Source organism: Natronoglycomyces albus, from assembly GCF_016925535.1.
Taxonomy (GTDB): Bacteria; Actinomycetota; Actinomycetes; order Mycobacteriales; family Micromonosporaceae; genus Natronoglycomyces; species Natronoglycomyces albus.
The window spans coordinates 923,035-935,673 of the sequence record NZ_CP070496.1 but is presented as its reverse complement, the minus strand read 5'-3'; the positions used below and the strand labels follow the sequence as shown (position 1 = coordinate 935,673).

The following is a 12,639-nucleotide window of genomic DNA, read 5'->3' as shown; positions in this document are numbered from 1 at the left end:
GGCTGATCTCTTCCTCTCCCAGTACATTCATTATTTCATTACCTGGTGGCTTTTGTGAAATTTCCCCTTCTTTGCGGCATAAGCGCTGATCAGAGGCCATTTTCCGAAGCCAAACCCATATTTATGACGCCCTGAGACCCCCATTTGACCTCGGGCGCGAAAAAATCGTTATCAACGCGTAATTGCCCATTGCGCAACTGCCGGAAAACAGCCAGAACTTCACATCCGATTTTCCTCATCCGGCACGATTTACCCATCCGCACCACCACCGCCCAGGACGCTCCGTGATGACGCTTCATCCTCATATGCATACGTGCGCATGTTACTATCGTTGACATGAGGCCAGTGGGTAACACATCTGCACCACACGCACCACTGCTCATAGCTGCGACAACGTCAGCGCTGAGCCGAGGGCCACAACCATCAAGCACCGTCAACGACAACAGGAGCAGGCATTTCATGAGCCACGATCAGGACCGTGGAAATCTCCGACCCCATGAGCCGGTGACCTCTCACGCACCAGGGCGCGAACCCGTCATGGGTGGCTCCACTCATCGCTCTGGGTCCACTCGCCGGGCCCCACACGGGCATGACCATCACAGCCACGCCCCCAGCGTCGCCGCCGCGGCCACTATGGGCGCCAAACACCGCAATAAACTCTGGATTGCCTTGGGCCTGGCATTGACGGTCATGACTTTCGAGCTCATCACTGCGTTCATGACCGGTTCCCTCGCCCTATTGTCCGATGCCGCACATGTTGGCACCGACGCACTGGGCATTGGCATGGCTTTGGCCGCGATTATCGCCGTCCAACGTTCTCTGGGCCGTTCCCGTCAGACCTTCGGATGGTACCGCCTAGAGGTCCTCGCCGCGCTTGGAAACACCTTGCTGCTTTTCGGTGTGGCTATATTTGTACTCGTCGAAGCGGCCAAACGGCTGTCCGACCCGCCGGAGGTCAACTCACTTCCCATGCTGGCCGTGGCAATTGGGGCCCTCGTGGTCAACGTTGTCTCCCTGTTGATGCTGCGCGCAGGCGCAAAGGAAAGCATCAATATCCGCGGAGCGTACTTCGAGGTACTGGGGGACGCGGTCAGCTCCATCGGCGTTATCACCGCCGCCATCATTATCTGGACTACCGGCTGGTACTACGCCGATTCACTCATGGCCGTGGCCGTGGGCCTCTTCATCCTTCCCCGAGCCTGGAGGCTCGGGCGAGACGCCTTGCACATTCTGCTACAGAATGCGCCCAAGCATCTCGACATGGACCAGGTCAAGCGCTCGCTATCCGACATCGACGGCGTGGAGGAAGTCCACGACCTGCACGTGTGGACATTGACCTCGGGTCTCGACGTCGCCACGGTGCATCTGGTGCTCCAGGAGGAGCGAGCCAATCTCAAGGACGTCCTGTCCATCGCACGGGGGACATTGGAACACGATTTTGGGATCACGCACGCCACTTTGCAAGCCGAGCCACGCTCCGAAACTCCCAAATGCGAGTCAATTCCATACTAGAAACCCGAGGGCTTATCACAAAGATTCCCAGCTCGGAGCCGCTTGCACAAGAAAGGTTACGGGTTTGTCAGCAGTCCGACAGTGACAAATTTCCGTCAAGATCATCGATCTACTCGCTGTTACACTGGCGCAACTGGGAAGTGGAAGATTGCAGTTTCAACTTGCATCCACGATGAAGGGATGGGGCAATGCTTACCACTACATGGAAAAAAAGTTCCCGATCAGGACCCACAGGCGACTGTGTGGAAGCACGACTCCACTACAGCCACGTCCAGGTCCGAGATTCAAAAAATGTCAATGGTCCGATTCTGCGGGCGAGCCCCGGCGACTGGAAAGCCCTGCTTTCCTCCAGCCGGTAGCACACACAACCTCCAACCACGTGCCTACAACGCGGCCCCCTGGATCGGTGCCTCTAACCCGGCACTGACCAGATGCCACGATTAATCGAGTGCCGCAAACAAAATAGAGCGTATTCAAGTGGGGTCTTCCCTCGGAACCAAGGAAGGCCCCACTTTTGCGTGTCCATCGCCATTATTGGTACACCCCTGATCTGTCCAACCTGGATCTAGCCCAAGCCCTCCAGCCACAATGGCCACTAGATCCAACGATGCTCGCGACATTCAAGCGCAGCATGGGATGCCGCCTCCGCCCAGCTGGGATGCTGTCAAACAGTAACCCCGAAAGGGCCAATATCGGGCCTTGAGAACCCGAACGTGGCATCAAAGGTTGTCGCGGACCTCTTTGATGAGATCTCGGGTGTCCTCTTCACTTAGAGCCCGCTCCGAGAGGGTGGCAAACACCTTCCGGAACTGGGAGACGCGATCGAACTCCTCGTATTGGTCGAGACCGGCTCCCTCCACATAGGCAATGTCGGGATGGCGGTAACCATCGTCCTTCGGGTCATCCATAGCCCGGAAGCTCATGACCGTGAACGACCCCAACATGCCCGGGTAAGCGGCCACGCTAAACGGCAAGACCTGCAAGTGCACGTTCGGGTTTTCTGACATCTCCAAGACGTGGTCGAGCTGATTTCGCGACACATCCCGATCGCCCAATATGCGGCGGATGACGGCCTCGTCCATAACGCTGATCAGTTCCAGGTCCTCAGAGAGTCGACTCTGACGCTCAATGCGCAGCTCGATGCGTTTCTCCATGTGTTCCCGCGAGGACTGCACGACGTGTTCGAAGGTCGCCAGCGCGTACTCGCGCGTCTGCAAGAGACCATTGAACATGATCGCGTCATACATGCGCAGTTGTTCGGCGTCGGCTTCCAGGCCCACATAGGTCTGGTAGAGAGGCTCGATCGTGTCGGAGTAGCGGGCCCACCATCCACGTTGACGGCCCTCGGATGCCATCGACTTCAGATAGGCAATCTGCTCGTCGTCTTGATAATGGCAAGCCTCGGCATAGTCGTTGACGTCGCGAGGTTTGATACCGACGCGCCCCAACTCCATACGGTAGACAGTGGAGGTGGTGACTTCCAGGGCCGAGGCGATGACTTCTACCGACGTTCCCGACTCAGTGCGGATCTTCCGCAGCTCGGTTCCCACCCGACGACGGCGAATGGTGGGGCTGACGACGCGGGCCTCGCGAGCGGGGGCCTTGGAGGTTGCGCCGCTGTGTTTTTGCCCGCGTGCTGACTTCGATGTCTTCGCGCCATTGGAGGAGGGGGAGACACCTCCCTCAAGGTCCTTAGTGGATTTTGCGGCCCCGCTGGAGCCGGAGGTTTTTTGAGAATCAGCGACGTTTGCGGACGGGGGCGCTGACGATGCGGATTGTGCGGGGATTGCGGCCTCGCCGGCCTTGCTCTTTTTCACCATCAATAACCCTCATATCGTTGGTACCGCTAAAAACTCAGGCCTGGTCGGTCAGCGGCAATCCGGGCCGAGTTCTCTTTTTATTGTAACCCAATCCGGTCAACCCTATTGCATCCGAAACTTGCATGTGCAATATTTATGACGGAAGCGTCGCCACGCACAGTGACGCCACCGCCTACAACTTGATCACATCCGGCCATGCCGCCCAAACTCAGGCCACACCCTGAGGGCGACCCTGACCAGTAGACATACCAGGTCCCGGATACGGCCCGAAGCCAACACCCTCGGACCACCCGCCACAGACTTCCGACCATCCATGTCGGCGCGCTGCGGCCCCACCGACAAAACCAGGAATCAACCGATCGAGTCCCACTCAGATTGCACGAAAGGCATACGACGGTGAGAAGCCCGTTTACGTTGGATAACCCGCCACCTGAAGAACCGCCTCAGGGCGTCCTGGTCCCGAGTTTGTGGCGCGTCCAAGTGCGGTGGTGGAAACGCCATACGCCAGAAAAGCGCCCGGGCCGCAAGCCGGTGAACTGCCGTGACTGCAAGCAAGTGTGGCCATGCCACTCTTGGGCCGCTTGGGACGGACAGATCGGCGAAGCCTGCCACCACGACGAAATGTCGCGTCGAGCAACTGCGGCCGAGCGGCAACTCGAAGTCGTCTAACCCAGAACCGACACTGTCGGTGCGAAGGATACAGCCCTGCGCGAACGACGGCCACAACCAGTGGCCGCTAGGTCACGCAGGGCTTTCGGCTGTCGGGCAATACCGCGCATAGCCCGATTCAGTTAGCACCGCAGAAGAAGGCGAACACCGAAGCGAAGAAATGAATTCGCCTCATATGCAGGCGTTGCCTAGTCACAACGCTGGCAAAATTCCGCAACTTTCCCCCTTGCAGGGCGTAGCCGATCAACTCCAGGCTCGTTGAACATACGCCGGGTCCACTGCGGTCAGCCCGGCCGTATCTTTTGGCGGCGAAATGTCAAGCCGAACTACGCGGCTTGGGGGGTCATAAGTAATCATGCCGGGCTCGGGGAGTGTGAAAGTCGGCGACGTCCTTGACGGACGCTATCGCATAGAACGTCGCATCGGAGGCGGCGGGATGGGCAATGTCTGGGAGGGTGTCGACACCCTCCTGGGGCGCACCGTTGCCATTAAAGTCCTCTTGGCCAGCCTCGCCGACGACTCCGGTTTCCGGGAACGATTCCGCCGCGAGGCCCGCGCGATCGCCATCTTGCAGGGCCCGGGCATCGTCGAAGTCTATGACTACGGGGAAATCGAGACCGAAGACTCCACTATCGCCTACCTCATCATGCAATACATTGACGGCAAACCGCTGTCACGTTTGCTCAGCATGTGGGGACGACTCCCCGAATCCCAAGCGTTGCCGATCATCGCCGGAGTCGCCGACGCCCTCCACACCGCCCATGAATCCGGAATCGTGCACCGCGATGTCAAACCCGGCAACATTCTCGTGCGCGACGACGGCAGCGTCGTCTTGGTCGACTTCGGTATCGCCCGCTCCACCGAAAATCTCACCCTCACCACGACAGGTGTCGTCCTGGGCACCGTCACCTACATGTCCCCCGAACAGGCCGCCGGCGAAAACCTCACCCCCCACTCCGACATTTACTCGCTGGGGGTCGTGGCCCACCAGTGCCTCGCGGGCTCGCCTCCCTTCCGCGCCGACACGCCGCTGGGTGTGTTGTCGGCCCACCTGCGTAACGAGCCGCCCGCGCTGCCCGCAGACGTACCAACTCAGGTCGGTACCGTGATCCGCCGCTCGCTCATGAAGGAGCCAAGCAACCGCTGGCCCGACGCCGCCTCTTTCGCCGCCGCCTGCCGCGCCGTCATGTCCGACGCCGTTGCCGCGCTGAACGGCCCACAGATGACTTTGGCGCACTTGGGCTCAAGTAGCTCGATGCCCACACCCGCAACGAACACACCGCAGGTGAGCGGCTACGCGCCATCGGCCCCCCATGGCCGTGGCCACTCCGGTATGCACAGCGACTTGCCTGAAGGCCACCCCAGCGCCCCGTCTCACCTGGCGTCGCCCGGTCGTCACGCCCGCGATCTCAGCGGCTATCACTCCGCCCCCAACGTGCCCATCGACGCGCCCTATGGAGGTCTTCCAAGCGGGCCGTTGACCGACCACGACTCCACTCCAGCCAGCGCATCCCCATCCAGCCACGCCCTTGGCGGCCACAATTCGCCAGCTAGCGGCGTACTTGCCCACAGCCTCCCCCACCACAGTCAGCCCAGTTTCAATCCCTCCGCCCCGCCCAGCAACGCTCATCTCGATGGTTACGGCGGCAGAGGGCCCGCCACCGGCAACGTCCCACTATTCAACCCGCCTTATCCCTCGCCCCCGCCCACTGGCTCACCGGCATGGGAGACCGGTGAGACTCCGCTGGACGTCACGGGAGCCAGCCCCAGTCTCACCGAGGTTTCGAAGGCGGTGCCGGTGGCTGCCGCCGGTCGCACCACCACCGCGTTTCCCAGCGGTCCCACCGAGACTCTGTCCACACTCGCCGACCCGGTCACCACTCCTCGCGACGACGAGGAGGACGAAGAAGCCCCACCGCCCAAAAGGCGACTGTGGCTGATAGTCCTCATCATTATCGCGCTGTTGGGGGGCGCTGGAACCATAGCGGCCATCGCACCGTGGGAACGTCCACTACGAACCGAAGTCGAACCCAGCGGGGAGACCGGAGAGAACACCGAAGGGGACCCGGCCTCGGTGGAGGAAAACCCACAGCCTCCCGTCGCCACCGATAGCGTCGAGGAAATCGCCGGAGACGACCCGACGGAAACTCCCTCACCCACGCCCAGTGACGAAAGCAGTCCCACCACCAGCCCTGACTTGTCGCCCACACCCTCCAATAGCGACACCAGCTCTCCGACCCCCTCACCCACGCCCAGTGAGGAACCAGACCCGACCACGACAGTGCCCGACGTCGTCGACCGCTCCGAGAGCGAAGCTCGTCAGCGCATTGAGGAAGCCGCCTTGAACCCGCGTGTGCACTACCGGGGCGAAGGGGACGTCAAGTGCTCAGTCGTCACTCAGTATCCGCGCCCCGGAACCGAAGTCGATGAGGACACGTCAGTCTCGGTCACCGTGAAACGCGCTGAGGACGAGGACGACTGTTAGGCCTTTAGATCCAGGGCTCGACTGCGCTGCCGGTACGGCAAAGGTCCTCCGCCCGCGCAGTCTGGTCGCGCTCGGCCGCGACGCTGGCCCTCGATAGCCAACCACGCGCTGCTCGTGCGGTGCTCAAAGCCCGGCGGCCACTGGTGGCGCGATGGGTAGGCCAGCGCGGAACCGGCTCGGACTACATCCATAGGCACGTTTGAAGGCAGCGCTAAAGCTAAACGCGTCCGCGTAGCCGATGCTGCGCGCAATAACAGAAAGCGGCTGGTCAGTCTCGCTAAGAAGTTCCTCGGCCAGGGTCAGCCGCCAGTCGCGCAAGTAGGCCAGCGGTGGCTGCGTCATGACCTCGCGGAAGCGCTTCGCCAGCGAGGCGCGCGATACACCGCTGACGGCAGCGAGCCGCTTGACCGTCCACCTCTCGTGCGGGCGCTCGTGCATGGCACGCAAGGCAGGACCTACGACATCATCACTGATCCCGCGATACCAATCCGGTGCCGCGGATTTTGCCTCGTCAAACCAGGTACGCAATGTGCAGGCCAGGCCCCAGTCAAGGAACCGGTCTAGCACGATTTGGGAGCCAGGACGCTTCCGCACGCAGTCAGCAACCGCGTTCTCCATCATGCGGCAAGCATCGTCGTCCTCGGTAATCTGCGCCACCGGCGGTAGCGCCCGCAGCAGCCGCCGATGCCGGATTCCGGAGGCCGCATAGCGGCCGATGACAACCGAGGTCCCGTCGATGTTCCCCTCTGGAGAGGTGGAGCCCGTAAAGGTAAACGGATACCCCTCCTTGACAATTACCGAGTCACCTTTGCACAAGTCCCAGGCTGAACCCTCGTCCAGCAACAGACGCCCCTCGCCTCGAACCACCGTCATCAGCAGCAGAGAAGTCACGTCCTCGATTCGCAAGTGCGAGGGTGGCCTCAGTTCTTGTTGCGACAGCACCGCCCCTTCGCTTCGGATACTGCTGAGTAGGTCTCCGAAAACATCCATATCCACACTCCACCTAGAGCATTAGACGCTAACACATGAAATCGAGCTCCCACATCATTGGAAGTCGACGTTGGCCGGGCTTGGATTGGCATATGAACCAGAGATCACCACACGTCCTCGTCCTCACCGGCACAGGAAAGACCGGCCGGCGCACGGTGTCCGCGCTGCGCCAACGCGGGATCGAGCCCCGCCTCGGCAGCCGCCGCAATGACCCGGCTTTCGACTGGCATCAGCCCCAAACCTGGGGGCCCGCCTTGGAAGGCATCGACACCGTTTTCGTCGCCATCCCGGATGAACACATTGAGGTGGAGGAGTTTATCGACCACGCCACCCGCTGCGGGGTTCGCAAGCTGGTCGGCCTCGCCGGACGCCGTCAGCACCTGCTGCCCAAGGCGCCCTCCAGCCTGCTGGCCGCTCACGTCAAGGCATCCGGCCTTCCGTGGACAATGCTGGAGGCAAACAACTTCAACGAGAATTTCTCAGAGGGAATCTATCGCGACGAGGTCTTGGAGGGCACCATCTACGCAACTGTCGGTGACACACCAGAGCCCTTCATCGCGCTGGAGGATCTCGGTGAGGTCGCCGCAGCGGTGCTCTCCCAACCGGGTCATGAGGGAATCACCTATGAGCTGTCCGGGCCCGAAGCTATCTCGTTTGCACAGGTCGCCCAGATACTTCAGTCCGAAATCGGCTCCCCAGTGACCTATGTGGATGTAGACCCGCAGACCTATCACGCCGCTGTGCTGGCCGCAGGCGAGTCAGAAGAGTTGGCCGACTTCCTCAACGATATGTATGAGGTGATGCGCAAGGGACTCATCAGCGATGTCGCCGACGGAGTCGGGCGTGTTCTCGACCGCGAAGCGGTCACGTTCGCTGATTGGGCTCGACGGGCCGCCAAGTCCGGAGCCTGGAAGCAGTAGGCGTTGAGCCGTTGACACACGATTGTGGGGTGGGACCTGGTTTTCGGGTCCCACCCCACATGTAAATATTCAGTTGCCCGTGACTGGCTAGTCCGAGGCCGCGGCAATCGCGTCGTCGAACTCCTGCAACGCCGCGTCTAGGTCGGCCAAGGCCTGACCCATAGCAGCATGGTCGCCACTGGAGACGGCCGAGTTGTAGTCGCTCATCGCGCTACGCACATCTTCCATGGCCGACTGCACGGCCGGGTCGTTGTAGACCGTCTCGTCCACCGCTGGCGGCGGGTCAATCGGGTCCTCGTCGTCAGGCAACTCGGCCGCGTCTTCATCGTCGAAGTCCTCATCGAGGAAGTCGTCACTGGCGGGCGGAGCCCCCGTGATGTACTGCTCGACGACCGACTCGAGCGCGTCCTCGAACGTGTCCTCGTAGCCGACATACGGCCCGTAGTTGATCGCGACCTTCCGCAGCACCGGCAGCGAAACCGCGCTACCTGCGCTTTCTCGCCGCAGGTACATCGGCTCCATGTACATGATGCCGTTACCGATCGGCAGTGCCAGCAAGTTGCCCCACTCGACCGTCTGGTCCTGTTGCTGGAACAGACGCAAGTCTCGCGCCACCTGGTCGGTGGAGGTGATGATGCGGTGAATCTGGTCGGGCGACTCGGCGTCACCGGTGGCGATGTCATAGATCGTCAGCTGCGGTGATCCGTTGTCGTACCAACCCGAAATCATCGACGCCATCGCGTTCTCACGGTTTCGCGGCGTGTAGGTGCTGGTCAACTGGAACTTCGGCTCTTCCTGGCCCGGGTAGGTCGCCATCACGTAGTAGGGCGGCTGCTTCAACGACGCGCCAGAGGTCGGGTCGTTGGGCACCTGCCAGGCTTCCGAGCCCTCGATGAAGGCACGCGATTCCTTGACGTGGTAGCGCTGCAACATTTCGCGTTGCACCTTGAAGTGGTCGCCCGGGTAACGGAAGTGCGCTTCGAGGGCTTCGGGAGTCTCCTCCTTTGGCACCACCAAGTCACCGCCGTAGATGTTGTTCCACGCCCCCAGGATCGGGTCGTTCTCGTCGAACTCGTAGAGCGTCACTTCACCGTCGTAGGCGTTGACGACGGCCTTGACGGCCGTACGCATGTAGTTGATGTTCTCCTGCGGCTGCTGGGCCACACCGTTGCCGGTGTAGGTGTCCTCGGTCGCGGCGGCGAGGTTCACGTGGTCGGCGTACGGGAAGTCCGCCGAGGTGGTGTAACCGGCCATGATCCATACGACCTGGCCGTCTACGACTGCCGGGTATGGGTCAGTGTCCACATTGAGGAACGGGGCCGCCAGTTCGACGCGGTCACGCACATTGCGGTGATACAGCAGTTGAGAGTTCTCGTTGAACATGTCCGACAGCAGGAAGCGGATCTCCTGGAACTCCCAGGCGTAGAGCATCCGGCGCGACAGGCTGGAGACATCGACCCCGGTGTCACCCTGGAATGTGGTGTAACGGTCCGAGCCCTCTTCAACGGCCTCGTCCTCGTCTTCCTCTTCCTCGATGGTGACCTCGACGTCAGTGGGCCGGTCGTACTCGCGCGGGTTCTCGCCGTCAGGCGCGCCCACAATCGCGTAGTCGTTGTTCAAAAGGCCGAAGTAGATCTGCGGCCGCTCCACTTCGATGAAGTCGACATCGTCTTGACACGAACCGTCGTCGTCGCCCGAGGTGCGCATGGAACCGGACATGAAGTACGGTCCGCCCTCGCAGTTGACGTTCGTCGGGGCGGAGACGAATCCCCAACCGTGCGTGTAGACGTTGTGCCGCACCGTCCAGTCCTGCTGTTCGGATGTCAGCCGGTCTGGGTTCAGCTCACGCACACCCACCACGAAGTCTTCGGTGATCGTCTCACCCTCGTCGTTTTCGTAGGTGTAGCGGTCGATGTCGAGCTTCTGGTTGAAGTCGTAGAAACCACGCGGCTGCTGGCGCTGTGTGAAGGCGTCCGAGACGATGTACGGGTCGATGAGACGAATGAACGGAATGGTTCCGGTGTCCTCGTCCAGGTTTTCCGCGTTGGGGTTCCCGGACAGCCTCAGTTGCTCGGTCTCGACGGTGTCCATGCCGTAGGCGAAGTACGTGCCTTCGATAGTGCGTTCGGCGTACTCGCCTTCGCGCTGTGGACGGTTGGGCTCAACGTCGACGCTGCGCACCACGGTCGGGTAGATACCGCCAGCGGCGATCGCTGTCACGACCACCAAACCCAAGGCGGCACCGGGAAGAAGGAGGGAGCGCGTGAAGCCCCATGAGAAGACCACGATGACAACGGCGGCGATGACCGACACCCAGATCAGGGCCACCTTCGCGTTCATCAGCGCGTTCATCTCGGTGTAACCACCACCGGTGATGCCCGTGACTTCGTTATGTTGCGTGGTGAACGCGAACCGGTCGAAGTAGTAGGCCACGGCCTTCATCAGCAAGAACAGCGCGACCAGTACCGACAGGTGCACGCGGGCGGCGTTGGTCATGCGCTCGCCGTCGCCGGACATACGGACCGCACCATATAGGTAGTGCGCCCCCAGAGCGGCTAGCAGACCCACCACGATCGCGGCGAAGCCGAAGCTGAGCATGAAGGTGATAAACGGCAGCTGGAAGACATAGAATCCGGCGTCACGGCCAAATTCAGGGTCGGACCACCCAAACGTTCCGCCTTCGCGGAATAGCAGCCAGTCTTGCCAACGCGACTGGGCGGACATACCGGCGAAGACTCCGACCACCACAGCGACCAGTGCGATCCACAGGCCGATCTTGGGGTTGAGGAACTCGCGGTACTTTTCCAGCCCTTGTTGTTCTGGCGTATAGGGAGTAGTGTCTGGTCGCAGTTTCCAGGCGACGAACAGGTTGATGCCAACCCAGGCGGCCATGGCCAGTAGAGCGGCGAAGAACAAGATGATCTTCGTCCAGACCATGGTGGTGAAGACCGAGGTGAACTCGACCGATTCGTACCACAGGTATTCGGCACGCAGGCTGATCAGCCAGCCGGCCATGGATAGTAGGGCTATTGCGCCAACAAGTAGAACCAGGACATAGCGGCCTCGTTTACTCATGCGCGGCGGGACGGGAGTCCGGGTCGCCACAGTTAAGCAGCTCCTTCGTATATCCGTGCGGGTATGCGAGAAGGGTGTCAGCCCAGAGTAGTAACCGAACTATATAGATTCGGTCACAGACTCAGGCTTTCTTCGATGCGTTTTTGCCGCGCATCATGAAAGAGCCTCAGCAACCGGAAACGGGCTCATTCGCCGCAATCGATGCCAGGGCCGACATTGCATCATCGAGAGTGTCAACCCCGACGATATCCAAGCCCTCCGGTGCGGCTGCGACCGCGTCGGCGCAGTTGGCGGTGGGGGCAAAGAAATACTCGGCTCCCGCGGCCTTCGCGCCGACTACTTTTTGTTGCACGCCACCGATGGCGCCGACGTTTCCAAGCACATCGATTTCGCCTGTACCAGCGATATTAACGCCGCCGGTGATGTCTTGGGGTGATACGCGGTCGATAATGGCAAGGGTGAACATGAGCCCCGCCGAGGGGCCGCCGATGTTGAGGGCTTCGGTGTCGATGGCAATGTTGTAAGGATCTTCCCGGGTGGTGACAACGTCCAGGTCGTCCAGGTCATCGAGGTCGAGAACGAGTTGGTCACCGTCGCGCGTGACTGTGATGGAGTACGTCGGAGAGTCTTGTTCGCTTTGAGCGAAATCGGTGAAATCCGCTGCGTCGGCGATGTCGGTGCCATCGATCGACACAATCACATCACCGGCTTGCAGTTGGGCCACATCGACCATGACCTGAGCTTGAGCGGGCTCCCCCAAGTAACCCAAGGCGGCAGTCTCGGCGTTGGTCTGGGACTCACTCCACTGGCGAGCCTGGCGTTCCTCGATCTCCTCGGGAGTCTGGTCGGGAGGATAGATCAACTCGCGGGGCAGCACCGAATAACTGTCGTCCCACCAATAGCGCAGGGCCTCACCAAGGTTGACGCTTTGACGCACCCGCACCGTTGTGAGGTGGATTTGACCATCGCCCTCGTGGTCGACATCAGCGGTGATGATGGGACGCTCGTTACCCTCGGCGTCCTCGGCCGTGCCGAGCAGATCACTGGTTGGACCCGGGCCAAGTGCGACATAGGCCACTGACATGGACAGGGTGACCGCCGACAGGACAGCCACCATGACGATGCCGAGCAGTACTGTGAGTCCGCGCCTTTTCATGTTCGAAAGCCT

The 12,639-nt window shown here is 61.1% G+C and carries 9 protein-coding genes; 5 read left to right on the top strand and 4 right to left on the bottom strand.

Translation table 11 applies throughout. From position 1 onward, the window contains the following. The first annotated feature begins 537 nt into the window (after positions 1–537). Both JQS30_RS03900 and JQS30_RS03895 read left to right on the top strand, forming a co-directional pair. Complete coding sequence (locus JQS30_RS03900) at positions 538–1,512, top strand: cation diffusion facilitator family transporter (protein ID WP_213172951.1); 975 nt, start codon at positions 538–540, stop codon at positions 1,510–1,512. A gap of 188 nt (positions 1,513–1,700) precedes the next feature. After that, entirely contained in the window at positions 1,701–1,871 is a 171-nt protein-coding gene (locus JQS30_RS03895; RefSeq protein WP_213172082.1) for a DUF397 domain-containing protein, read from the top strand. 360 nt (positions 1,872–2,231) lie between these two features. Here the strand turns inward: JQS30_RS03895 and JQS30_RS03890 are convergent, their stop codons facing one another. Next, positions 2,232–3,332: a helix-turn-helix domain-containing protein gene (locus tag JQS30_RS03890; protein ID WP_213172081.1), complete on the bottom strand. Its 1,101-nt coding sequence runs from the start codon at positions 3,330–3,332 to the stop codon at positions 2,232–2,234. Between the two features lie 396 nt (positions 3,333–3,728). Here JQS30_RS03890 and JQS30_RS03885 point away from each other — a divergent pair, with 396 nt between their 5' ends. Then, on the top strand, positions 3,729–4,001 hold the full coding sequence (locus JQS30_RS03885; RefSeq protein WP_213172080.1) for a hypothetical protein: 273 nt from the start codon (positions 3,729–3,731) through the stop codon (positions 3,999–4,001). A 373-nt stretch (positions 4,002–4,374) separates the two neighbouring features. Beyond that, on the top strand, positions 4,375–6,486 hold the full coding sequence (locus tag JQS30_RS03880) for a serine/threonine protein kinase (protein WP_213172079.1): 2,112 nt from the start codon (positions 4,375–4,377) through the stop codon (positions 6,484–6,486). 123 nt (positions 6,487–6,609) lie between these two features. Here JQS30_RS03880 and JQS30_RS03875 read toward each other — a convergent pair whose 3' ends face one another. Next, on the bottom strand, positions 6,610–7,476 hold the full coding sequence (locus tag JQS30_RS03875) for an AraC family transcriptional regulator (RefSeq protein WP_213172078.1): 867 nt from the start codon (positions 7,474–7,476) through the stop codon (positions 6,610–6,612). A gap of 92 nt (positions 7,477–7,568) precedes the next feature. Between JQS30_RS03875 and JQS30_RS03870 the strand changes: the two genes are divergently transcribed. After that, a complete protein-coding gene (locus JQS30_RS03870) occupies positions 7,569–8,396 on the top strand; it encodes an NmrA family NAD(P)-binding protein (protein ID WP_213172077.1) in 828 nt (275 codons plus the stop codon). Positions 8,397–8,483: 87 nt separating this feature from the next. On the opposite strand, the gene JQS30_RS03865 is transcribed toward JQS30_RS03870, so the two are convergent. Both JQS30_RS03865 and JQS30_RS17500 read right to left on the bottom strand, forming a co-directional pair. Continuing rightward, entirely contained in the window at positions 8,484–11,501 is a 3,018-nt protein-coding gene (locus tag JQS30_RS03865; protein WP_213172076.1) for a UPF0182 family membrane protein, read from the bottom strand. A 136-nt stretch (positions 11,502–11,637) separates the two neighbouring features. Beyond that, the gene (locus tag JQS30_RS17500; protein WP_213172075.1) at positions 11,638–12,627 is read right to left on the bottom strand and encodes a YlbL family protein; all 990 of its coding nucleotides are present in this window, start codon (positions 12,625–12,627) and stop codon (positions 11,638–11,640) included. Positions 12,628–12,639 lie beyond the last annotated feature (12 nt).